Raw genomic sequence first — 22,866 nt, 5'->3', positions numbered from 1 at the left:
CAAGTCTCCTCTTTTTCAGGTACTATGTCCTGTATGCCAGGACCACCGGCGCCTACGACGTCTCGCTACCGCGATCGAAATTCCACGGCCGACCGGGCGCTGGACATCTTGCTTTTGTTCAACGAAAAGAAGCTGGTGTGGACCGGGGCAGAAATTGCCGACCGAATCGGTGTGGCACGCTCGACGGGTTACCGGTACATGCAAAGTCTTGTCAACGCCGGTTTCGTGGAGGAGGCCGCAGTTGGGTTCCGTTTGGGCCCACGCATTTTCGAGCTTGCCAGGCTGGCGCGCGCCGGGACAAGCCTGGGCGACATCGCGGTGCCGGCGATGCGGTCATTGGTGTCCGCCGTCGGCGAAACGGCGCTGCTGACCCGGCGTTCGGGTCGCTACGTCGTCTGCTTAGAACTTGTGGAAGCCCCGCGTCCCGTCCGGTTGTCCTACGAACGTGGTCACGTGCTACCGATCAACGCTGGTGCCGCCGCAGAGGTACTGCTCGCGTGGGCACCCCCGGACGAGGTGGCCAGCGTGCTTAGCGCCGCGCCCCTGGAACGATTTACCGCCAAGACCCTTACCGACCCGGTGCAGTTACAAGCGCGCTTGGCGCAGATCCGCAAGGAGGGGGCGGCGATTTCCCAAGGCGAGCTCGACGAGGAAATCCTCGGCGTGGCAGCTCCCATATACAGTGCCCGCGGCGGCGTCATCGCGGCGGTCAGCGTCGCAGCGCTGGCCTCGCGGATACCGCGCACCGCGATTAAACCGTTGAAACTGGCGGTAAAAGCCACTGCCGCAACCATTTCGGAACAACTATCCGTCGCCGATATTTGAGATGGACGATCCCGTCGAAACCGTCGTGGCTGCCAGTGCTGCCTTGGCAGTCGCCGGGTTGAGTGACATGGTATGGGGGCACGCATCGATTCGTGACCCCGCGGGCCGTGGCGTCTGGATGAAGGCCTCCGGCTGGGCGTTCGAGGAGATCGACGCCGCGAAAGTCGTTCTCGTGGATTCCATCGGCAGCGTGTTGTCGGGCGAGGGCCGGCGACATCTCGAATTCCATATTCATACCCAGATCATGGATGCGCGAAGCGACGTAGGCTGCGTCGTGCACACCCATTCCCCCGCGGTGAACGCCTTCTCGTCACTCGGGCGCGATCTGCATCCGATTTCGCACGACGGCGTCCCGTTCGCCTACCCCCAGATCCCCCGGTTCACCGAAACCGGTGCCCTCATCGCCACTCCCGAGTTAGGAAGATCACTGGCGAAAACGTTGGGCGACGCCTGTGCGATATTGATTCCGAATCATGGTTCGGTCACCGTAGGCCCCGACGCAGCGACAGCCGTGATGCTGTCTGTCTTGCTGGAAAGCGCATGTCGCACGGAGTTGCTGGCCACGGCCGCCGGCGGGCCGCAGCAGTGGTCAGACGAGAAGGAAACTCATTTCAAACGCGATCAGGCATGGAATCACACGCAATTCAACGCCGGGTGGCAATACCTCGTGCGCCGGTCGGGTCGCGCGACGTGATGTCAAGTTGCGGAACGTGATCCGCGACTACCCCGCGGGCGGCTGATAGTGGGCCGCCGAGTTACGCAGCTGCCAGATCTCGCCAGGGCAAAGCAGATTTACTGCATAGGACACCAAATAATTGGCCGCGAACTCGTCGTTAGGCGTCACGTCGCGCTTCACTTCGGCCATTACTTGACCGTAGCTCTCGCCCCGAGCCACGTTGGCGCAGATTCCATGGCCATAACCGAGCGCGTCGTTGTCGGGGAATCCGTAGTGCCGACGTGCCGTCACGTTGTACAGATACTCCACCTCGGGTGCCGGGGCGGCATACGCCCGCGGCGCCGGCATCACCGCAGCGCCGGCGGCGGCCACCCAGGCGAGCAGCGAGACGGCAGCCGAGCAGTGTCTCGTGATCGGTAGGGCTCTCATGATGAGTCAGCGATGTTTCTGACTAGTTGGGCGGATAACCGGGCGGGGGGTAGACACCCCGCAGGATCCAGGCAAACCAGTTGGTACCGAATTCCAGTTCGTCACTGGCGTCGTAGTCGGGACTGGGGTCGGGCGGGATATCGGGTGATCCGGTAGGCGGGCCGGCCAACACCGTTGTATTTGCCGGGATCCCGGACGCTTTCGGCGGTTGCTGCGGCTGGCCGTACACGGCCACGAGTACGGTACGGTCGGGGCTGTTCTCGGACCACACGCCGATTTGGCTGTTGGCGCAATTGGCCATAATGGCCTTATAGGCAGGGTTGTAGTACCACTGGTTGATCACCTCTATGCCGCTGATTGCCAACGCCGGGTTGGTGGCCACCGTCTCGGCCACCGGTCCGCGGAATCCTGCCGCCTCGGCGCGCTTTTCAGGTGTGGATCCGTCTGAGCCGATATCGCCGTCGAGGCCGCGGTTGACCATCAGATCGTGGGTGTGCCATTGGGCGGCAAGCTGAAGTTGCGGGTTGATCGTGACGTCGTTCGTGCAACCCGCTTGGTGCTGGACGGTGTAGACGTTGGAGACAACACCGTCGTTGAGCCGCTTATTGTTCAATACCAGCGTGTTGTTGTCACCGTCAGCGTGCGCGGTGGGGACACCGACGAGGGCGGCCACACCAATCACCGCGAGCGGCTTCGGAATTCGGATATACGGAAGGCTCAACATGCTGGGCTCAGATCGGGTCGAACGAGGAGATCAACCACCGGCCATTCACCTTGTCAAGTGCCGCTCTTACCCGGGAGGCAGTGTTGGAGGGCGGATCGCTGCCCATCACGATGGTCTGATCGACAAACATCAGCACGACGGCGTGACTGGGTGAAGCCGAGACGGACGCGGCCGCCGGCACACTGGCCGTTGCCGAGATCTTCTTTTGCTTGCTGCCAGGAATCACCACGTCGTGAGTCAGCGAACTGTAGGAGTCCTTGAGCGCTCCGGTCAGCCGGTCTCGCGCCGAACCCAGGTCTTTGTCAACGGTGTCCGGTCGATAGGACAGCATGGCGACGGCGCCTTCGCTTGCGGCCCGCACCGATTCAACGGCGGCAAGACGCGAGTCGCGAGCCGACGAGTCATACCATTTCAGGTAACCCGCGGCCATGGCCAAGACCAGCGCCAAGCTGGGCAGGATCCCGAACGCGAGCACGCGGCGCCATTGGATTCTCGCGCGCCGGACATCTTGGCGCCCAGGCGCATTGGCATCTTCTGCTGGATCAGGTGGAACTTCCAAGTCATCGGCGGGGTCTGGCTCAGCGACCTTCTCGACCAGGCCGGTCACTTCAGTCGGGGTCATGCCACGAACTCCACGTTGGACACCTTGGCGCCGTCGCCGACCTTTTGAACGGCGATTCTCATCCGCCAAGCACGCGGCTGCGGTTCGGCGACGCCGGCGATCGAGGTGTTCACGTTCACCGCCACGAGAACCTGAGCAGAATTGCTGTCGGCGGATTCCACCGCGGCATCGGTGATTACGCCCTGTGACTTGGACTGCGCTTGTTTGACGACGTCGATGAACGGCTGCGATCTTCTGGTGAAGTCGTCGCGGAATGTTCCGGTCGCCGAATCGACGATGCGCTGGACATCGGCCTCGGCCTGCGTGTAGTTGATCGTCGTCAGGTTCAATGCACCCTGTCGAGCAATCTGCAGAAAGAGATTGCGCTGTGACTGGTCCTGGTGTGACTGATACGCGCGGTAGCTCAGCCAGCCGATCAACCCGGCGAACGCGACGACCATCGCCAGCGAGGCGCACAGCGCTGTCCTGGCGACCCGATGCGCCCTGCCAACGCCGACGTCACCGCCAATGTCCTGTGCCTCAGGGCCATCGGCGTCGGCCGGTCCTTCTAGTTTTTTGTCGGCGGTATCAACATTGACTGCCATGTTCGCTCCTTCGGGGCAGTTTGGGAAAGGTCCGACTGCGTATAGAGACGCCCGTCCGGCCCCACGTACGTGCCGGTCGCCGGGTCATATTCGGCCGCCGCGATTGGCGGCGGCAGTGCGGCGGCAGGCGGGGCGTTCTGCGCAGGAGGCGGCGATCCGGGCGGCAACTGGGGAACGTCTTGACCGGACAGGGTGGCGTTGGGGTCGCCCTTCCAGTTGTAGCCATCGTTGAGCGGCACGTACTGCTCGTTGCTCTCACACATCTTGACGGTGGGAGCCCGCTTGCCCGGAACCGTCAGGCATGGATAGTTGCGCGCCCCACGGACATTGAACGGTGAATCCTGCGGGACCCGGCAGTACAGGTCACCGGGGGCCCGGTTCGGGTGGTCCTCGAACGACGGGATCCGTTGCTGCTGAGGTGGCAGGAAACCGGTGTTGCACACCGGCGGAAGGTTGAGGTTGAGCTTGAAGTCCAAAAACAAGCCCTTGTAATCCTGTTTGGTGTTGCGGTTGGCGACCATCATGCCCTGCACGTTGGCAACTGCTTGGGGAAACAGCACCAGCAATTGCTCGAGCGCCGGCTGGTAGGTGACGGCAACGTCACCGACGCTGACCAGGTTCGCGAGCAGCACCGGCAGGGTGGGCTGCAGCCGCTGGAACAGTTGGCGCGCTTGATCGGCGGCCGCCCCGCCATTATGGAGGACTCCGGCCAGCGACGCGTCGCTGGAACGGAGTTGGCCCGTAATCGTGGCCAGGTGCGCGGCCCACGCACGGATCGCGTCGCCGGTGTCGGCCTGCGACTCGAGCACGGGCGCCGACCGGTCGATCAGAGTCGTCAACGGGTCAAGGTTCTTGTCGGCGTCGATCGCCAGCTGGGTAGAGCCGCCGACCAGTCGTGCGAGTTCGGGACCCAAACCTCCCACGGCGGTGTAACTTTCGTCGATTGTGGTCTTGAGGTTGTCTCGCGGTATGGCCGCCAATCCCCGGTTGGTGGCATCCAACAGCGAATCGATATCCGGTGGGACGGAAGCCGCCGTCGCCGGTATCACATCGCCGTCTCTCAGCGACGGGCCACCGCCGTGCGGCAGCAAACTGACATACTGTTCGCCTAGAGCGCTCTGGCTGTGCACCTCCGCGCGCAGGTTTGCGGGGACCTTGATGTCCGATCTGAGCGAAAGCACCGCCCGTACGCCGCCGTCGGTCAGCTCCACCTTCTCGACATGTCCGACTTCCGTCCCGCGATAGGACACGTTCGCGCTGGGATACAGGCCGGCGGCGCGGGGAAGTTCCAGGGTGACGGTGTAGCGTCCGACTCCGAAAAGCATGGCCGGAGCGTTGATATAGCGAAGGACCATCACCGCACCCGCAGTAACGGCGATGACCGCGAACAGGGCGAGTTGAAGCTTGATGCGCCGATTCAGATTCATCTCACGGCCCCTGATCCCGGTGGTAAGGAACCACCAACGGGTTGCCGGCGGTGACCGGACTGGGTAGTTGACCGATCGTGCGGCCCCATTGCATTTCGAGTTGGGTGAGGTTCCCTTCCCAGCGGGTACCGGTGAAAAGTGCCGTGTCGAGCCGGCTCAACGTCAAGTCGATGATCATGGTGATGTTGGCCGCGTCTCCCCGGAAGACCTTGTCGATGTCCTCCTTTGGCCACGGGAAGGTGGGCAGCAGGCTGAGCGATCTGGTCAATGCGGGCCCGGCGTTGGCCAACGACTCCAACACGGGACCGAGATCGCGCAGTTCCTGCACGAAGGCGGCTTTGGTCTTGTTCGCGGAATCGGCCGCCAGTGCGCTGAACTTGCCGAGCCGGTCGAAGGCCGCGACAAGATTTTCCCGTTGATCCTTGAGCACAGCCAACGCATCCGGGATCGTCCGTAAGCCATTGTCGATGACCGGCTGCTGTGCGGCGAACTGGCTCGCCAGGTTGTTGATCCGGTCGGTCGCCGTAAGGATGTCGTCCTTTTGTTGATTCAACTGCCCGACGAACTGGTCGACGCGCCGAATCAGGATGCGCAGGTCTTCTTCTCGGCCACCGAACGCGGTGCTGAACGCCTTGGTGATGTCTTGGACTTGGCCCAGCCCTCCCCCATTGAGGAACATCGCGGCCACCGACAGCGTTTGCTCGGTGGTCGGGTAGGCGCCGGCGCGCGCCAGTGCGATCAGCGACCCGTTCCGCAATTTCCCTTGCGGCGGGGCGTCAGTGGGCGCGGCCAGCTCGACGTGAACGGTGCCGAGAACGCTGGTCTGCCCCAATTTCACGGTGGCATTGGCGGGCAGGTCGACGTCGCCGTTGATCCTCATCGTGATCAAGGCGTGCCAGCCCTGTCGCTCGATTTTGGTAACGGTGCCGACGGTGACATCGCCGACCCGGACCCGTGAATTGGGCTGGATGTTGGCTACATTCGGCATCTGGGCCTGCACCTGGTAGGACCCCGGCCCCTGCCCTTGAGTGCCCGGGAGGGACAGCGAGTTCACGCCGCGCCACCCGCATCCCGGCGTCGCCGCGGTCACGGTAATCAACAGCAGCAATGCGCTTACACGCACGACGCGCTTCGTCATTGACTGCCCCCTGGCGGAACCATGAGGCCGGGCAGGCCGTCGGCGGGATTGGTGGGTGTCGGTGCTTCAGCCGCCGGCACCTGAGCCGCCGGCGCCGGCTCGGGCGAGGCGGGCGGCGGGTCAGGCCGGTGGTCCGGCCGCAGCCAGTCCTCGCTGTAGGTGATCTCGTTGGGTCGAGCTTGCGCGGTGACGAACGGGTTCAATCCCAACGGGAGGAAGTTGTATTGCCGATTCTTGATGATCGGTGCCAGGTATTGCACGCAGAGCTTGGCCGACTGCTCGTTGTTGAGCCGCGACGCGGCTTGAATTGCCCCGCACAGGAACGAGATCGGATTGGCGAAGTTGTTGATGGCCAGGATGCCGGTGATGGATCCCTGCGCCGGGTCATAGATGTTGACGAAGTTGCCCACCACGTTCGGAAGAGCATGCAGCGTCTGCTTGACGTCGTCGAGACTGTCGGTGAGGGCCTGTGAGATGCTCGCCAACTTGTCGGACGTGGCTCCCAGTGCATCGCGGTTATCCGCCAGGAATCCCTTGACGTCATCGACCGCGGTGTTGAAGTCGCTGACCGCGCTGGCCACCTCATCGGGATCATTGGCGAAAAGCGCCGTTACCGCGGCCAAATTGGTGTTGAGCTGACGCATCAGGTCAGCGCTGTCGTGGAGTGCGGACACGAGCGTCGAGAGGTTCTTGACGGTCGAAAACGTGTCGTTGCTGTGGTCGCCGAACGCCGAAACCGATTGTGACAGTTTGACGATGGTGTCGCGGATCCGGGAGCCCTGTCCCCGAAGGTTGTCGGCCGTTGTGTCGATGAAGGCACCCAGCGGGCTGACCCCACCGGGTTGTGTCGGCTGCAGGCTTTCCGTCAACTTCTCCAACTGTTGGCGCAAGTCGTCGAACTCCACCGGCACCGCCGTATGGCTTTGGGATATGACGGCGCCATCGGCGAGTCGGGGACCGCCGGTATAGGCCGGCGTCAGTTGGATCGCCCGGGAGGTGATCAGTTTCGGCGAGAGGATGACCGCGTTGACGTCGGCGGGAACCGGGTATTTGCTGTCCAGCCAAAAGCTGATCTTGGCGCGGTCGGGCTGCGGTTCGATGTTCGCGATTTGGCCGACCTTGACGCCGAGGATCACGACGTCGTCGCCGACGAATATGCCATTGCTGTTGTCGAAGTAGGCGACCACGTGGGTTCGGTTGAACCTCGGCAGCGACCAGACGAGGACGAGTCCCGCCGCCAGAGTCGCCGACAGGGTGACGGCCAGTGCGATTCGGGCGCCACGTGATCTCACCGTTGTCCCCTCGGCGGCGTCTGACCGGGCGGCGGCACCTCAGCGGGCGCCGGCGCGTAGACCGGTGACGGAGTGGGTTCTGGGACGGAGGCCAGATCCGGTGGCGCGATCGCCGGGGGGCCGGGTGGCGGGCCCCCGGGCGGCGGCGCCGGCGACGGCTCACGATAGGGATAACAGCCCGGCCCGGGCAGCGGGCACGGGTGATCCCCGGGATTACCCGTGATCGCGTCGGGCAACCGGAGATTGGGCTCTCCGCCCTGGCCGGTGCGGGGAAACGGCACGGGCAACGGGGGTGTGCCCGGCTGCCCGATCTGCGGGTCGGTGCGCTGCGAAGGCAACAACGTGTTGGGGTCCAAGCCCAGGTCCTTGAACGCCACGTCGACAAACGGCTGCAGGAACTGGCCAGGCAGCAAGTTGACGACGTAGGCCTTGAAGAATGGTCCGGAGGAAACCGTCTCGCCAAGCGACAGCGAGTATGCGTTGAGTAGTTTCAGCGACTTCTGTAGTCGATCTTTGCGGTTGTCGACGATAGCTAGCACGCCGTTGAGCTTGTCGAGGGCTGATCGCAGTTGCGAGCGGTTGTCGTTGACGAATCCCGACAGCTGCCTGGCGAGGGCAGAGATGCTGCCCGAGATCTGGTCCAGCGCAGCACTTTGCGTCCGCAGCTCAGTCAGTAATGCGTTGGTGTTGGCGATCAGTTCCACGACTTGGTCACTGCGCTTGGCCAACACCCCGGTCACCTTGTTGGCGTTGGCGAGCAGCTTGCGAAGTTGGTTGTCCCGTTGGTCGAGGGTCTGGGCAAACCGGGCGACGCCGTCGAGCGCCGCCTTGAGGTTGGGGGGTGTGTCCTTGAATGTTTGGGCCAGGGTGTTCAGCGACTGGTCCAGCCGATCGGTGTCCAGTCCCCGGATGGTCTGGGTCAGATCGCCGAGCGCGTCCGGTAGCTGGTAAGCGGGGGTCGTGCGGTTCAACGGGATAGGGCCGGATAGCTGGCCGTCACCGCGTGGCGTGACTTCGAGCACTTTCGCGCCCAACAGGCTCTTGGCTTTGATGGCCGCCTCGGTGCGATCACCGAGGCGAACGTTCTTCTCCGCATTGAACTTGATCAGGACACGTGGACCGTCTAGTTCGACGCTGGTGATGGCGCCGACCTGGAAGCCCGAAACCTGTACGTGCGCGCCCGGGCCGATGCCGCTCGATTCGGCGAAATAGGCGGAGTAGTCGGCCTTTTGCGCGGTGAAGATGGGCAACTTGTCATACTCCAGTGCGGCCAGGACGATCGCTGCAGTCGCGGTGATACCCACCACGCCGATGACGGTTTGATTCCGCTCGGAGAACGACTTCATTTTGGCGTGCACCGCCCCGATGGCTGGTTGGCGAGTCTGACGTAGACCGGTTGACCGCCTTTGCCATTGACTTTGAGAACGGCTTCGCAAAGGTAGAAGGTGAAGAAGTCGCCATACATGCCTTGTCGCGCCAACGCTTGGTAGGCGTCCGGCAGCGTGTTGAGCAGATTGTCGACGTAGTCGTGATCGGCAAGCACGATGTCGTTGGCCCGTTGCGATTGTGCGACAACGTCTTTGAACGGACGGCGCGCCTGTGACAGCAGATCGGCGATCGAACCGGCGGCGGCATTGCTGTAAGCCAGCGAATTGGCGATGTCCGTCTTGCCCGCGGCTAGTCGCTTGACAAGCTCATCCAGCGACCTGACGGCTTTGTCGAACTGCTGGCTCTGGTCGCCGAGTGATCCCAGGATCGTGTTCAGGTTGAGTATGACCTGTCCGATTAGTTCGTCTCGGTTGGCCAAAGTGCTGGTCACCTCGGCGGTCTGGGCCAGAAAGGAGCTGATGGCGTCGCTTTGGCCCTGGAACGCCTGGATCAGCTGCCCGGACAATGCATTGACTTGGAGCGGATCCAATGCCCGAAACAAAGGGCGGAACCCACCGATCAGGGCATCGAGATCCAGCGCCGGCTCGGTGCGATCGATCGGGATGGTCTGACCGCGACTCAACCGTTTGACCCCGCCAACTCCTTCCAAGAGTTCCAGATAGCGATTGCCGATGACGTTGTCGTAGCGGATGACCGCCCTGGTTCCCTCGGTGAGGGTCACGGTGTTGTCGGCGGAAAACTCCACCGCGACGACGGTGTCCGGGCGTATCGCAATGTGTTTGACCTTGCCGACCTCCACGCCGGCGATGCGCACGAAGTCACCCTGCTTCAGACCGCTCACATTGGTGAATTCGGCGTTGTATGTGACCTCTGATTGAAACCGCAACTGCGCAAAAATCATGAACAAGCCGAACGTGGCGAGCCCGCACACCATGACGAAGATGGCGAAACGCCATGTCGCCGCAGCCAGGTTATCTCTCACGGATCGGTTCCTTCGTCGCGCGCATCGTCACGGTGACGGCGCAGGTGGTGGTCCGGGCGGCGGCGGGTAGAGGGGTGTGCCGTCGGGTGCGTACTGCGGCGCGCCATAGGGCGGTGCGCCGGGGTAGGGCACCGGCCCGGGCGCGGGGGGCCCGAAATACCGGATGCTTGGGGGCTCGGGCTTGCCGCGTGTGACGGGAAAGAAGTTGGCCCAACCCGGAAAGCCGATACCGGGATTAGGCCGGATGTCGAGGCCGGTACCCCAACCTGTGTTGGTAACAAGCTGCCGCACAGGGTAATTCGCTGCAACGTCGGGCAGCGACCCACAGCCCGGTTTGCCGCCGGGACCACCCTTGGCCGCCACGATCGGCAGGTTGTCGGGGTACCGGTACGGGTCACTACCCAAAAGGAACGCGTCGTCGAGCAGAATGCTGCGACCGTTCTGCGCTCCGGCGACGTTGTAGCCGCCGTTGTCAAGCCACGACTTAGCGCCCACCAGCAGGCAGGTGTACTCGGGGTTGTATTTGAGCAGCAAATCGGTCGTGGGTTGCAGCACGTTGACCGCCCGAACCAGGTGGTCCCGGTTGGGCGCAAGCAGGTCGATTCCGGCTTGGGAAACGCCAATGACGTTGAGGAGCAGGTCATCCAGGTCGGACGCCCGAGCCGTGAGGGTGGCACTGGTTGTGGTGAACGACCTGACGGTCTCAAGGATGTTCTGGGCTGCGCCGCCGTACGCGCCGGCGGCATCCCCGAGCGATCGCCAGTCGCGCTCCAGCGTTGGCATCCGCGGATTGACCTCGCCGAGCACGTGATTGCTGGCCGTGATGGCCTCTCCGATGCGCTCGCCGCGGCCGCGCACCCCCTCGGCCAGGGCGGTCAAGACCGCGTTCAGCTTCGGGGGGTCGATCTGATGAAGAACCTTGACCAAGTTCTCGAAAACGGTATTGACCTCGGTCGTGACGTTGCGCGACCACAGCACGGCTCCGGCCGAAAGATGTTGCCGGCTCGGATTATCGGGATAGACCAGGTCGACATATTTCGCGCCGAACAGGGTGGTCGCGCGGATCTGGGCTTCGACGTTGGCGGGGATGTGTTTGATCTGATCCGGGAAGAGGTCGAGCTTGAGGCGAATGGGGTTTCCGGCTTCGATGCCGGAGACACGGCCGACTTGCACGCCGCGCAGTCTGACTTTGGCGCCCGACTCCATGACCAGACCGGCGCGGTCCGATGCGACAGTCACTGGTACGTAAGCGTTCAGTGCGCCGGCGAACATGGCCGAGCAGAGCCAGACGAAGGCTAGTACGACCACGATGAGAACCGCCGTCCACAAGGCCGGGTGGACGTGACGGTGTTTCGCTTTGGCTGGCATGGCTAACCCGACAGGTTGAATCCGCCGGACTGCCCGTAAATGGCCAGTGAGATGAAGACCGTCAAGACTCCCGACGCCACGAGCGAGGTTCGTACCGCACGGCCCACTGCTTCACCGACTCCGGCGGGTCCCCCCGAGGCGGTGTAGCCGTAGTAGGTGTGGACCAGCATGATGACGACTGCCATCGACACCGCCAGCAGGAACGACCACACCAAACTCATCGGATATAAGAAGGTGTTGAAATAGTGGTCGTATACGCCCGTGGATTGCCCATAGATGACCGTGGTGCTGATCTTTGCCGACGCGAACGCCGCCAACACCGCGACGCAATACAACGGGATCACCACGATCACTCCGGCCACGAGTCGCGTCGATGCCAGATAAGCGATGGAACGGATGCCCATGACCTCCAGCGCGTCGATCTCTTCGTTGATCCGCATCGCGCCGAGTTGGGCCGTCGCGCCGGCCCCGATGGTGGCGGCCAAGGCGATGCCCGATGTCAAGGGCGCGGCCAACCGCACGTTGAAATAGGCCGACGCGAATCCGGTCAGCGCCTCCACCCCGATGTCGGAAAACTGGTTGTAGCCGATCACCGCCGCCAGGGCCCCGGTCGTGATCGTGAGAAACGCAACGATCACCGTCGTGCCACCGACCACCGCCAATGCCCCGGTCCCCAGGCCCATCTGCGCGATCAACCGCAGCAGTTCGGGCTTGTAGCGCAGGAACACATCGCCGACGGAGCCGACGGTCCTTCCGTAGAACTGGGTCTGGATGCCGATTCTGGTCCATCCGCCCGCCCACCGGCGCAGGCCCCGCTGCAGGTAAGGAAACGGCATCTGCGAGACGGTCATAGTGTGACCTTCACGCCGATGGCCGTGGTGAGAATGTTGATCGCGAACAACGCCATGAAGGCGTATACGACGGTTTCGTTGACCGCGTTGCCCACACCGGCGGGCCCGCCGCCGACAGAAATTCCCTTGTAGCAGGCGATGAGTCCGGCCGCCAGGCCGAAGAGCCCGGCCTTGATGACGGCCAGCACGACGTCGGGAAACCTGGTGAGCACCGTCATCCCGGCCGCGTATGCGCCCGGGGTCACGTGCTGGATGAACACCGAAAAGAAGAACCCGCCCACCAGACCGACGGTGATCACGACGGACGACAGCAGCACGGCCACGAGCGTTGCCGCCAATACTCGCGGCACCACCAGCTTCTGTATCGGGTTGATTCCCATCACCCGCAGCGCGTCCAGCTCCTCACGGATGGTGCGCGCGCCCAGGTCGGCGCACATCGCGGTGGCGCCGGCGCCGGCCACGACCAGCACTGTGACGATCGGGCCCACCTGCGTGACGGTGGCAAAAGCGGCGGTAGTCCCGCAGAAGTCTGCGGCGCCGAATTCCAAGAGCAAGATGTTGAACGTAAAGACCACCAAAACGGTGTAGGGAATTGCCAGCATCAGCGTCGGGAGCAACGACACCCTTGCCACGAACCAGGACTGAAGTAGGAACTCCCGCCACGCCCATGGCTTCCGCGGAACCAGCATCAGGGTGTCCAGCGCCATGGCGAAGAAGCCTCCGACCGCCGAGGCGGGCCTGGCCGCGTTCGCCATCGAGATCATCCGCGGTGACCTTGCCCGGGGGCGCCTGGATCACGGCGGGGACGCGCGAGAATGTCACCGCACCGCGCGTCGCTGCTGGTAGGGCCCGGCTTCGTCAGCTGAACCACCCCCTCGTTGCGCCGATCGGAATTCACCATGATCAATTTGCCTGGTGTGAGTTTGGGGTGATATCAGTCACTTGTCAATAGATTGAGCGTAATCCAATATGCTGAATGTTGCCCGGGCGTCGGAGCGCGTCAGGCCGGGTTACGAGTGGGAAGATGAGCGGTGATGACAGTGGATCCTCCGGCCTTACGCCGGGCCGATTGGGAACGCAGACCGGGGCGCGGCTTGACGAGGCCCGAACAAGCGGCGGAGCGGTTGGCCACAATGGCCATGTCGGCCAAACCGGGAGAACGGCTAGGAACCAAAGACGAATTGCGCGCCGCATGTGGAGTGTCGGTGGGCACGTTCAACGAGGCCCTGCGGATGGTCCAAGCGCGCGAACTCGTCACGGTCCGGTCTGGGCCCGGCGGTGGCCTGTTCGCCAGCCAACAGTCACCCATGGTGCGTTTCGGCAACGCGATGCTGTCCCTCGGCGATGACGCCGCGTCCCTCGCTGACGCGTTTCGGCTGCGGCACGCGCTCGATCCACTGCTGGTGCAAGACGCGCTGGAATACGCGTCGGCCCATGACATCGCCGGGCTGCGAACCGAACTGGAGCAAATGAAGGTCGCTGCCGAGAGCGCCGATCACACCGGCTTCATACGCGCGAACTGGGAGCTACACATCAGGCTCGCCGAAATCAGCCCGAGCGCCCTGCTGCGGTCTTTCTATCTGCACCTGCTGGAAATCACCGACTCTCACCTCTTGACGGCGGAGCCCGTCGAAGACAAGTCGCTATCGGAATACATCCGCAAGCGTTACGACCTTCACGTCGCCCTGGTTGATGCCATCTCTGCACACGATCCGCGAGCGCTGGACTTGATCCGCGAGCACAACGCGACCGGGCCCTGGATCGGCGATGCCGATACCAGTCGATCGGTCGCCGTCAACCAGTAGGGTCGCCGGCCCGCCGTAGCCGTCCCTGCGTACGCCGCCACGACAAGCCGAGTAATTCACCATGATGAATATGCAGGATTCTCTTGACAGCGTGGTCTGCGTCACTCAAGACTTGAACGATGTCGATTCACCATGGTGGATGCAGGAAGGTCCTGTGATTCTCAAGAAGAATGCTGGTGGCCGCACGATGACTTTGCACTGGTCAGCTAAGCCCCGGGAGGCGACACCCGCGGTAGAGGAGAAACGTACGTGACAACCTCCGCAGCACCAGACCAATTCTTCAACCCGCTCAACGCCCAGCACATCGCCGAGCCCGACGAATTGATGCACGTTTCCCGCACAAGCTGTCCCGTCAGACAGGTCAGCGACATCCTCTACTGCGTGAACACCGATCTCGGTGTGCGTCAGGTGTTCGATGACACCGAAAATTTCTCGAGCAAGGGCAATTTCTCGGTCGGGGCCGAAGATGTCCAGTGGCCGTTCACCGTAGCCACCCAGGCGGACCCTCCGGCGCATACCGCGTTGCGTGCACGGCTGCTGAAGGACTTTGCCCCCGCGCGGCTGCGGAAGCTGACGCCGCAAGTGGAGTCGATCGTTACGGATTGCCTGAACGCGCTTCCCGACACCGGGCACGTTGATCTCTACGCGGATTACGCGCACTTCATCCCGGCGAAGGTTCTCTACGCGCTCATCGGCATCCCGCAGGACGCGTGGAGCCACGTCCAACAGTGGGCTGACGTGATCGTCGCAACGGTTCCGGCGCCCACCCATGAGCTCCCGGAATTCGCCTCCCTCACAGGTTATTTAGCCCAGTTGGCGGCAGAGCGGCGCGCGCGTCCCGACAGCCGGCGAGAAGACGTTCTGGACAACTTATGCTTCGCCGGGCCGGGCGAGGCCGACATGTCAACAGCGGAGGTGATGACACACATCCTCCAACTGGTGGTGGCCTCGACCGATACCACCCGGGCACTCATTGCCAACTGTCTTTACAGATTGCTGGAGAACCGAAACAATGTTGAAGCAGTACTGGCCGACCGCTCGCGATTGCCGAACGCCATCGAAGAGTCATTGCGCGTTGACTCACCGGCTCAGTTCATGGTGCGTTCCGTGATGCGGGACACCACGATCGACTCTTACGCCGTGCCTGCCGGCAAGAAGGTCTACCTAAACATCCAGTCGGCGAACCACGACGAATTCAGGTGGGGCCCCGACTCGCGGACGTACCGCCTCGATCGGCCAAATCCAGCGGCCCACCTGGCGTTCGGACGGGGGATCCACACCTGCATCGGCGCACCGCTGGCCCGTATCGAGGCCCGAGTCGCCGTCGGAGCCCTACTCGATCGCTATCCCCGCATGAGGCTGGACCCGGACGCGAAATGGGTGAAATGTCCAGGGGCGCTGACGAGACGAGTCCAGTCTGTTCCCGTTCTGCTTACCGGGGAGCACGCGCCGTGAAAATCGAAATCGATCGGGATCGATGTGAGGGCCACGGAATGTGTGAAGTCGTTGCACCCGCGTATTTCTCACTTGACGAAGACGGAAATCTCACCGTGCTATCAGAGGACGTACCGGACCGCGACGAGGCGCAAGTGCGTGACGCCGCCACAGCCTGCCCTGTCGCCGCCCTCCGGCTCGGCGAACGTGAACGATCGGGACGCGCTACGAGGTAAACCCATCGGACGGCACGTCGAACTGCACGGCTGATCGATAACGCAGGTGCGGCGCGATCTTCTCGCGGATGATCTGCTGGTGCTGCGGGTCGGCGATATAGTCCCGGAACTCGTGTCGATTTTCGAAAACCGCCGTGACGGCATAGTGCGCGTTGCCATCTCGCACGCCAATGTCGGGTCCGTGGTAATAGCGGATGGCCTTGGTGCGTGGCGCGAGATCATCAAGTGCCGCACGAAGTTCCGACATCACCGCGTCAGCCACGTCAGACGCGAAGGTGAACGTGACGACGTGCATTACGGGCATGCCGGGAGGCCCTTCTCAGAAATGCTCACGACGCGTGCGCCCCGATCATCAGCGCGCCCAGGTCTTCGGGGGACAGGAACGACGGCGGTGGCGGCGGCCCCCAATTGAACAAACCCCGTGCGCCCTCGAGTGTCTCCGGAGTCCACAGCTGGTCGTCGACGATGGAATCCATATCGGCGTAGTACTCGCTGAAGTTGCCGGCCGGATCTTTGAGGTACCAGAAGAAATTCGAGCCCGCATGATGGCGGCCGAGTCCCCAGACGTGACGTGCGGGATCGGCCTGCAGCATCGCCGACGCGCCTCGCCCCACCTCGTCGATGTCGTCAACCTGCCAGGAGGTGTGGTGCAGGAAGCTCACCGGTGCTCGCAGAATAAGCACGTTGTGGTGGTCGGTCGAGCAGCGGAGGAATGCCCCCACATCCTTGATGCGATCGCTGACCTTGAACCCGAGGCCGTCGAGGAAGAAGCGTTGCGTCGCTTCGAGGTTAGTAGTCCCCAGGACGACGTGGCCGAGCTTGCGCGGTCGGACCCGCCCGCTGCGCAGGACACCCGGTGCGCGTTGGCCGGTCCGTGCGGCTCGGCCCGGTGTGTTGGGCATCGGGACCGGTGTGGGCAGTTGGACGATTCTGCCGGTGACGGCCGTCGTCACACGGACACCGGTCACGGATTCGACGGCGCTGACCTGACGTGGTTGTCGCTCCAGCCGCGCGCCGATACGCTTCAGATTGCTTGCGATGCGCTCGATGTCGTCGTCGTCCTCGGCGCCGAGCTCCATTTCGATCAGCCTGCGCGTCGGCGCGTGGACGATGCGTAACTGCCTACCTCCGTCACGCGTGGCGAAACAGCCGTCCCCATAAGCCTCCAAGCCGAACTCGGAATAGTAGGCCTGTGTTTCGGGGACGTTGGGCACCCCGATGGTGACAGCGGTCAGCCGGTGTAGGGCCATAGCGGCCTCCTGCTATTGCGAAGGGTTATGTGGACGATTCAAACGGCGTCGCCGGCGACGAATCGCTGTCGCAGCTCTCCGATTCCCCTGACGTAGCTGACCAGTTCCTCACCTGGGACCAGATAACGCGGGGGCGTCCGGCCCAGACCTACTCCGGCGGGTGTGCCGGTGAACAGCAGGTCGCCGGGCAGCAGCGGCAGCTTGTGCGACAGGCGCGAGATCAGGGCGGGCACCGAAAATACCAGATCGCGGGTGCGACCCTTTTGCATCTGTTCTCCGTCGATGGTGCAACCCAATTCGAGATCATCGGGGTTGTCGAATTCATCGGGTGTGACCAGCCACGGTCCGGTGGGACCGAAACCGGGCAGGGATTTTCCCAAGCTGAATTGCGGTGAGGGGCCGCTAGTTTGGGTGATCCTCTCCGAAAGGTCCTGCCCGACCGTCAACCCCGCCACATAATCCCACGCCTGGTTCTGCGTGACCCGATGCGCCGAGCCACCGATGACGGCGACCAGCTCTACCTCCCAGTCGGTATGGCCGCCCGACGGCAGCTCGACAGTGGTGACCGGGCCCGTGATGCACGACGGCCACTTGGTAAACATCACCGTCGGCTCGTCGGGAACGTCGAAGTGCGATTCCGCGGCATGGGCGCGATAGTTCAGGCCGATCGCGAACACTTGCCGGGGAGCCGGCGCCGGCGCTCCGAGGTCACTCGGAGAGAACGGCTCGGCGGCGGCCAGGTCGACCCGGTCGGCCCACGACACGAACTCCGCCCACTCGTCATAGATCTGCTGCGGCGAGGAGTCGAAACGGCCACCGCTGGCGCCCTGCACATCCAGCGCCCGCGCTCCGTCGGCGGCCACCAGCGCAAGTCGGCCACAAAGATTCGCCACACGCACGTGAAAGTCCTTTCGTTATCGGGTCGGCTGCGTTCAGACCAGCGGGGTGATGGTTTCCTCGACGCCCAGCAGCGCCTTGCCGTACACCTCGTAGGCAACCATTGGCGACACCACCGCGTGCCGGGCCGCGGTCGATGAGTCACGCCAAATCCGCTGCAGTGGATTGACATCCGCGAATGATCCCGCGCCATGCGCCGACAACAAAATCTCGATCGCACGCGTGATCGACTCCGCGACATAGCCGGTGTCGGATCGCACCCGGGCGCGAGTCAGGAAGTCCGGGTATTCGCCCCGGGCGGCCGCCTCGTCGATATCGCTGGCAGCGCGATACGCATGCAGCTGGGCAGTGTCGATCAGCCTCGCCGCTTCGGCGATCTGCAACTGGAAGGCGACTGAATCCTGTTGGGTTTCATAAAAGGTGTAGGAAATGGGCTTCTTGGCTGCCTTGCTGATCACATATTGCAGCGCGGCCCTGCCCATGCCCAACTGGGGACCCACGAGCACCAACGCGACAACGGGGACGAAGGCCGACCGGTATAAGGGCTCCGTGCCGGTGTGCTCCGACGGATACTCGCCGCGAATCGCATTGGGCACCCGCAGGATGCGGTGCTCGGGCACGAATACATTCTCAGCGCTGACGGCGTTGCTACCGGTGGACTTCATGCCTGCGACGAACCACACGTCCTCCAGCTGCAGCTCCGAGCGAGGGATCAGCGCGAGCCCCTGGTCAACGACCTCGCCGGCCTCGTCGGTGATCGGGATGCCCAGCACCGACCAGTCCGAATGCCACGATCCCGAGTTGTAATACCACTTTCCGCTGACCCTCCATCCCCCGTCGGTCTTTTGAGATTCCGACGTCGGCGCCAGCACTCCAGAGACCTTCGCATTGGGATTGGCGCCGAAGACTTCGTCCTGCGCCTGGGCACTGAACAGGCTGGTCATCCAGTTACAGACATTGATCAAAGTGACGATCCACGCGGTTCCGCCATCGGCTTCGGCGACGGCGGCGCAAACGTCGAGCATGGTACGCATCGAGGTCTCATATCCGCCGTAGCGCTTCGGTATGGTCAGCCGGAACAACCCCGCCTGGGCCAGGGCCTCGATGCTTTCTTCTGTGACCCGTCGGTCCTGTTCGCCGGCCACCGCGTTCTTCGACAGCAGCGGCTGAAGTTCCTTGACGCGCGCCACTAGCTCGGCGGCGTGGGGCGTCGCGGTACCGCCATCAAGCGAAGGCTGAACGGTTGTCATCGCGTTTACTCCTCGGTGTAGGGATGCCCTATTCAGCGGGCACAAGCGGCGATGTGATCGGTGATCGGCGTGCGGGGCCGCTGTTGGAACTGCGAATGTGTGCCAAATGTGCGGTGGCCGTAGATCAAAGGCGGTTCGGGGGACGATGAGGCGTGGTGCACCATTCCGATGAGCAGCACGTGATCGCCGGCCTCCACCGATTGATGGAGATCGCAAGCCGCCCAACCGACTGCGCCGTCCAAACGCGGCAACCCATCTGCCATCGACCAGCGCACTTGGTTGAATCGGTCCACTCCCCTTTTGGCGAAGACGACGGCGAGCTCGTCCTGGGCGCGCCCGAGTACGTTAACCCCGAACCGATGGCTTCCGAGGATGCGCGCCAACAACGCGGAGCCGCAATCCAGTGCAATCGATACCAGCGGTGGCCGGAGCGACACCGATGCCAGCGAACTCACGGTTGCGCCGTGCGCCCCGTCGTGATCGGCGGTCGTCACGATCGCTACGGGGGCACAGACCCCCGCCATCAAGTCGCGAAAGTGCCGATCGGGTACCACTGCGGCCTTCCCACAAAATTCACCATGCTGAATTGCTTCCTTGCAGTCTGCGAGCCCGCCCATGCGCCTGTCAATAGATTCGTGGTTATTCATCATGCTGATTTTGCGGAAGGTCCTGCTAGCGGGATCACAGGCACCGCATGACAACGGCCCTCCATCGCGGAACGCACCCGATAAAGCAACGGGGCGAGGGGTGCGGCGAAGATGGGCATCGGACATGATCAACCGTTGAGGTAGGTGCCGTTCGGGGTGACGAGAAAGCGGAACATGCCGCGGTAGCAGTAGGTGCTGGTGTCCGCCATTGTGGCGCAGGTCGTCTCATTCCAGTTGAGATAGCTGCGGGGCGGCAGGACCTGCTGCGCTTGCGCACGGGGAAACCCGATCGCGATCGCCGGATCATGATGAACCCTGGTATCCCCGTTGAACCAGCCGATGTGGTCAGTTCCAGGCGGAGTGTCGGGAAGAGGACCGGCGCAGCCAAAGCTTCCGCGGAGCCAGATCCCACAGTTGAGCCCGGTAGGGGTCAGGAAATACACCCCGTAAAGGCCGGGCAGGAAATACTGGGCGGGGTCAAGGCGAGTGTAGGCCGCCAGGACGAGGCTGTCCTTCGGATAGGGATTGGGCGCGATCGTCGCGTCAACCGGATCGGCATGTGATCGGGGCGCGCTCAGCAGCGCCAGCGCGATGGTCGACAGGGTGGCCAACCACCGAGACGAAACTTCCTTACGCACAATCACTCCCCACCGGTTTGCGGGAAATTTCGGTGTGGCGTGCTGCCGTAGCAGGTCGCATCGCCGACATCGAGGGTGCTTTCGCATAGCAGCTTGTCTCCGAGGTAGATGCGCACCGTGACGTACTTGTACGGCCAGCGATAGGGCCGCCAGTCGGCGCGAATTTCAGCGCCATCTTTCGTCGGACTGACCGCGTCTCGCACCGCGGCGGTGAGCCGCCAGGGCAGTGAAACGTGCTGTAATGCTTTGCGTTCGGACCGGTCGTTGTATTCGACGTTTGCGGCAGGCACGTCGTCCTGGTCCGAGACAATCTCATAGATAACGGTGTCCTCCGCGTGAGCGACCGGGGCAGACAGCAGGGCGACGATTGCGGTGGTCAGCGCCACCGCCACAACCCAACTCCGGTTCAGGTATCGCGACGACCGCATCTAGGGCCCCACCAAGACGACTGCGGACAGGAACCAACTGCCGACGTTGGTGTTCGGTAACGTGCTCGTCCCATATGCCGTGTAGGAGCAGTCCGGGAGTTCTTTGTAGCCGGTGATCAAGATGGCCTTGATCGCGTCGGCCTCGGTTTGGCCGGCACCCTGCAACAACTTTGCCTTGCCGGCGTTGAGGCCGAGGTCTTTCAAGATCGGGAGCGGGTCCGAAACCGGAATGACCCGCGCGTTGTGATCGAGATAGGTGTCCGTTGAGCGGGCGGCGATCGCGGCCGTTTGGTCGGCAAGCGCCTCGGGCCGCAACGCTCCACACGGGGAGCCCTGACGTGCCTGCATCACCGCATCCCTGAGACTGCCCGCGAAGTCGGCGGCGGCCAAAGGCAATCCAACTGCGCTGGCAGCCAGCACCGTTGCGGCGATAATCACCGCAGCGGTGCAGCGGTAGCCGCGGCGCATTGCAAGGCGGCCGGAGGGGCGCACGCCGCTTCGGGGTGGGACATTACGCATCGCGGTGATCCTTCAATCGCACACGTGCGAACGGTGGATCTCGCTGGCCAACCTCTTCACCCGTAGGTAGGAAGGTCCGGTGAACCAATCGGGCTGATGGGCCTTGATGCCGTTGCTCACATTAGAGAGCTCCTGCCATAAGCCGTAGAAGGCCTCGCCCTGATAGAGGGGAAAATAGTTGTCACCGGCGAAGTCTTGACGTTGGGTGAGCGCCTGGGCGCGGGGGCCGAGAAAGTTCACCGACTGGTCTATGTTGCCGGTGACGATGTCGACCTGTTGCTGAAGGCTCTTCGCGGTGTAGTCCCAGTCCGTCCCATTGGCGCTGATCCGGTTGAATTGAACCCGCTCGATTTGGTCATTGATGATCTGGTACTGAGCGGTGTACCACTGGCACATTTCGGCTTCCGCCCCGGTGTCTGCCGGAGTGACCTGGTTCCTGGTCTGGTCGTACGGGAAGGGAAACTTCGGCGCCCAGTTCGTCGGGTGCACGACGATCGGGGGCAGCGGGCGGATCAGTTGATCGTTACTTGGTGGGTCCGATGGCTCGGCGCTCGCCTCGGGAGCAACGGCGGCGGTCGCCATGAGGGACGCGATCAGTACGGCCGCCAAACCGACTCCACGCCAACGCGAGTGGCAATGACGCATGGTGCACCTCATTCCCCGGATGTCCCGAGCTATCTTTGGCCGGTCAGCGCGCCGATTCCGCCGACGTCGGTGATCTGCCAGTTCTTATTGCTGTCCAGAGTGAGGCTGTATGTTGCCGTGGACATCAGCGGATCTGGGGCCTGCACCGTCTTGGTTTGAACGCTCACGAAACAGTCGACGACGTAGATACCCGCCGTGTTCGAACGAACCTTGGCGATTAGCGGTCGCGTGTTCGAGGTCCACTGCAACGGGACCAGGATCTGTTGCATGGAGTCGGCTGCCTTGCTTAATTTTTCGTTCAACTCGGGGCTGGTTCCGGCCACCAGTTTGGCTTTCCACCCGTTGAGGTCCTGGAAATTCATCGACGCTGCGTTGACGGCGTAGTCCAGGGCCAGCTTCTCGGCGTGCGCGTAGTTGTCCGCCCTGCGGGCCTGCGCGTCGAGTTCGCGCCGCGCGTCGATGTACAGCCAGACGAACGTGGCGAGCGCGCCCACCAGCGCGGTAATCAGCGCGCCGTATAGCAGGCCGCGCGCGCTGACCGATATCGACAGGCGCCGTTGTGCGCGTTCGCCACGCTGTTTCCGTTTATCGGCGGCCGGCTCATCGGCCGGATCAGCACCGTCTTCATCGTCGGTGGCATCGGTCGTCTCAGCGGCGGGAGCATCGGGTTCTATCTTCTGCGGGTCGCCCTCATGGCCTGGATCCGGTTTCGCCACAGCATGATCCGTTGGCTCGGTCGCGGCCGACTTCAGTTTCACGCCGTTGTTGTTGTTATCGCTCATGGATTGCCCCTTTCTTGTTTGCCCCGCG

27 protein-coding genes are annotated in these 22,866 nt (G+C 63.1%); 5 read left to right on the top strand and 22 right to left on the bottom strand.

Features of this window, described 5'->3' with window-relative positions:
* The first annotated feature begins 33 nt into the window (after window positions 1–33).
* Entirely contained in the window at window positions 34–825 is a 792-nt protein-coding gene (locus tag AC5Y4S_RS08405) for an IclR family transcriptional regulator (protein ID WP_500031963.1), read from the top strand.
* Window position 826: 1 nt separating this feature from the next.
* Window positions 827–1,519: a class II aldolase/adducin family protein gene (locus AC5Y4S_RS08400; protein ID WP_500031961.1), complete on the top strand. Its 693-nt coding sequence runs from the start codon at window positions 827–829 to the stop codon at window positions 1,517–1,519.
* 27 nt (window positions 1,520–1,546) lie between these two features.
* Here the strand turns inward: AC5Y4S_RS08400 and AC5Y4S_RS08395 are convergent, their stop codons facing one another.
* From AC5Y4S_RS08395 to AC5Y4S_RS08340, 12 genes are read right to left on the bottom strand one after another with little or no spacing between them, the layout of a single operon-like run.
* On the bottom strand, window positions 1,547–1,930 hold the full coding sequence (locus AC5Y4S_RS08395; protein ID WP_500031959.1) for a DUF732 domain-containing protein: 384 nt from the start codon (window positions 1,928–1,930) through the stop codon (window positions 1,547–1,549).
* 22 nt (window positions 1,931–1,952) lie between these two features.
* The gene (locus AC5Y4S_RS08390) at window positions 1,953–2,654 is read right to left on the bottom strand and encodes a CAP domain-containing protein (RefSeq protein WP_500031957.1); all 702 of its coding nucleotides are present in this window, start codon (window positions 2,652–2,654) and stop codon (window positions 1,953–1,955) included.
* A 7-nt stretch (window positions 2,655–2,661) separates the two neighbouring features.
* Window positions 2,662–3,276: an Rv1363c family protein gene (locus AC5Y4S_RS08385; protein ID WP_500031955.1), complete on the bottom strand. Its 615-nt coding sequence runs from the start codon at window positions 3,274–3,276 to the stop codon at window positions 2,662–2,664.
* Window positions 3,273–3,860, bottom strand: coding sequence for an Rv1363c family protein (locus tag AC5Y4S_RS08380; RefSeq protein ID WP_500031953.1), 588 nt, complete (start codon window positions 3,858–3,860; stop codon window positions 3,273–3,275). The genes AC5Y4S_RS08385 and AC5Y4S_RS08380 overlap by 4 nt, the downstream gene beginning before the upstream one ends.
* Entirely contained in the window at window positions 3,824–5,287 is a 1,464-nt protein-coding gene (locus AC5Y4S_RS08375; protein WP_500031951.1) for an MCE family protein, read from the bottom strand. The genes AC5Y4S_RS08380 and AC5Y4S_RS08375 overlap by 37 nt, the downstream gene beginning before the upstream one ends.
* 1 nt (window position 5,288) lies before the next feature.
* Entirely contained in the window at window positions 5,289–6,425 is a 1,137-nt protein-coding gene (locus tag AC5Y4S_RS08370) for an MCE family protein (protein ID WP_500031948.1), read from the bottom strand.
* The gene (locus AC5Y4S_RS08365) at window positions 6,422–7,717 is read right to left on the bottom strand and encodes an MCE family protein (protein WP_500031946.1); all 1,296 of its coding nucleotides are present in this window, start codon (window positions 7,715–7,717) and stop codon (window positions 6,422–6,424) included. Before AC5Y4S_RS08365 ends, AC5Y4S_RS08370 begins: the two co-directional genes overlap by 4 nt.
* Window positions 7,714–9,063, bottom strand: coding sequence for an MCE family protein (locus AC5Y4S_RS08360; RefSeq protein WP_500031944.1), 1,350 nt, complete (start codon window positions 9,061–9,063; stop codon window positions 7,714–7,716). The genes AC5Y4S_RS08365 and AC5Y4S_RS08360 overlap by 4 nt, the downstream gene beginning before the upstream one ends.
* Window positions 9,060–10,088: an MCE family protein gene (locus AC5Y4S_RS08355; RefSeq protein WP_500031942.1), complete on the bottom strand. Its 1,029-nt coding sequence runs from the start codon at window positions 10,086–10,088 to the stop codon at window positions 9,060–9,062. The genes AC5Y4S_RS08360 and AC5Y4S_RS08355 overlap by 4 nt, the downstream gene beginning before the upstream one ends.
* Before the next feature lie 27 nt (window positions 10,089–10,115).
* Window positions 10,116–11,456 (bottom strand): MCE family protein, encoded by a 1,341-nt coding sequence (locus AC5Y4S_RS08350; protein WP_500031940.1) that lies wholly within the window; start codon window positions 11,454–11,456, stop codon window positions 10,116–10,118.
* A 2-nt stretch (window positions 11,457–11,458) separates the two neighbouring features.
* The gene (locus AC5Y4S_RS08345) at window positions 11,459–12,307 is read right to left on the bottom strand and encodes an ABC transporter permease (RefSeq protein ID WP_499963827.1); all 849 of its coding nucleotides are present in this window, start codon (window positions 12,305–12,307) and stop codon (window positions 11,459–11,461) included.
* Complete coding sequence (locus tag AC5Y4S_RS08340; RefSeq protein WP_500031938.1) at window positions 12,304–13,071, bottom strand: MlaE family ABC transporter permease; 768 nt, start codon at window positions 13,069–13,071, stop codon at window positions 12,304–12,306. The genes AC5Y4S_RS08345 and AC5Y4S_RS08340 overlap by 4 nt, the downstream gene beginning before the upstream one ends.
* Window positions 13,072–13,440: 369 nt before the next feature.
* Between AC5Y4S_RS08340 and AC5Y4S_RS08335 the strand changes: the two genes are divergently transcribed.
* From AC5Y4S_RS08335 to AC5Y4S_RS08325, 3 genes are all read left to right on the top strand, one after another.
* Window positions 13,441–14,112 (top strand): FadR/GntR family transcriptional regulator, encoded by a 672-nt coding sequence (locus tag AC5Y4S_RS08335; protein WP_500031936.1) that lies wholly within the window; start codon window positions 13,441–13,443, stop codon window positions 14,110–14,112.
* Between the two features lie 249 nt (window positions 14,113–14,361).
* Window positions 14,362–15,567: a cytochrome P450 gene (locus AC5Y4S_RS08330; RefSeq protein WP_500031933.1), complete on the top strand. Its 1,206-nt coding sequence runs from the start codon at window positions 14,362–14,364 to the stop codon at window positions 15,565–15,567.
* Window positions 15,489–15,782, top strand: coding sequence for a ferredoxin (locus AC5Y4S_RS08325; RefSeq protein ID WP_500031931.1), 294 nt, complete (start codon window positions 15,489–15,491; stop codon window positions 15,780–15,782). Before AC5Y4S_RS08330 ends, AC5Y4S_RS08325 begins: the two co-directional genes overlap by 79 nt.
* Here the strand turns inward: AC5Y4S_RS08325 and AC5Y4S_RS08320 are convergent.
* From AC5Y4S_RS08320 to AC5Y4S_RS08275, 10 genes are all read right to left on the bottom strand, one after another.
* Entirely contained in the window at window positions 15,772–16,077 is a 306-nt protein-coding gene (locus tag AC5Y4S_RS08320; protein ID WP_500031929.1) for a Dabb family protein, read from the bottom strand. The two genes, AC5Y4S_RS08325 and AC5Y4S_RS08320, sit on opposite strands and share 11 nt — an antisense overlap.
* A 34-nt stretch (window positions 16,078–16,111) precedes the next feature.
* Complete coding sequence (locus AC5Y4S_RS08315) at window positions 16,112–17,032, bottom strand: VOC family protein (RefSeq protein ID WP_500031927.1); 921 nt, start codon at window positions 17,030–17,032, stop codon at window positions 16,112–16,114.
* A 38-nt stretch (window positions 17,033–17,070) separates the two neighbouring features.
* Window positions 17,071–17,931 carry a fumarylacetoacetate hydrolase family protein gene (locus AC5Y4S_RS08310; RefSeq protein WP_500031923.1) on the bottom strand — a complete coding sequence of 287 codons (861 nt, stop codon included), beginning with the start codon at window positions 17,929–17,931 and terminating at the stop codon, window positions 17,071–17,073.
* A 33-nt stretch (window positions 17,932–17,964) separates the two neighbouring features.
* Window positions 17,965–19,179 carry an acyl-CoA dehydrogenase family protein gene (locus AC5Y4S_RS08305; RefSeq protein WP_500031921.1) on the bottom strand — a complete coding sequence of 405 codons (1,215 nt, stop codon included), beginning with the start codon at window positions 19,177–19,179 and terminating at the stop codon, window positions 17,965–17,967.
* A gap of 32 nt (window positions 19,180–19,211) precedes the next feature.
* Complete coding sequence (locus AC5Y4S_RS08300) at window positions 19,212–19,826, bottom strand: flavin reductase family protein (RefSeq protein ID WP_500031918.1); 615 nt, start codon at window positions 19,824–19,826, stop codon at window positions 19,212–19,214.
* A gap of 128 nt (window positions 19,827–19,954) precedes the next feature.
* The gene (locus AC5Y4S_RS08295) at window positions 19,955–20,437 is read right to left on the bottom strand and encodes a hypothetical protein (protein ID WP_500031915.1); all 483 of its coding nucleotides are present in this window, start codon (window positions 20,435–20,437) and stop codon (window positions 19,955–19,957) included.
* A gap of 29 nt (window positions 20,438–20,466) precedes the next feature.
* The gene (locus AC5Y4S_RS08290) at window positions 20,467–20,850 is read right to left on the bottom strand and encodes a hypothetical protein (RefSeq protein ID WP_500031912.1); all 384 of its coding nucleotides are present in this window, start codon (window positions 20,848–20,850) and stop codon (window positions 20,467–20,469) included.
* A gap of 42 nt (window positions 20,851–20,892) precedes the next feature.
* On the bottom strand, window positions 20,893–21,360 hold the full coding sequence (locus AC5Y4S_RS08285) for a hypothetical protein (RefSeq protein WP_500031910.1): 468 nt from the start codon (window positions 21,358–21,360) through the stop codon (window positions 20,893–20,895).
* Window positions 21,361–21,423: 63 nt separating this feature from the next.
* Complete coding sequence (locus tag AC5Y4S_RS08280) at window positions 21,424–22,056, bottom strand: hypothetical protein (RefSeq protein ID WP_500031908.1); 633 nt, start codon at window positions 22,054–22,056, stop codon at window positions 21,424–21,426.
* A 29-nt stretch (window positions 22,057–22,085) separates the two neighbouring features.
* Window positions 22,086–22,838, bottom strand: a complete 753-nt coding sequence (locus tag AC5Y4S_RS08275) for a hypothetical protein (protein ID WP_500031906.1) — start codon at window positions 22,836–22,838, stop codon at window positions 22,086–22,088.
* Window positions 22,839–22,866 lie beyond the last annotated feature (28 nt).

The sequence above is a fragment of the Mycobacterium sp. NGS64 genome, from assembly GCF_059812245.1.
This window is presented reverse-complemented; position numbering and strand designations above follow the sequence as displayed.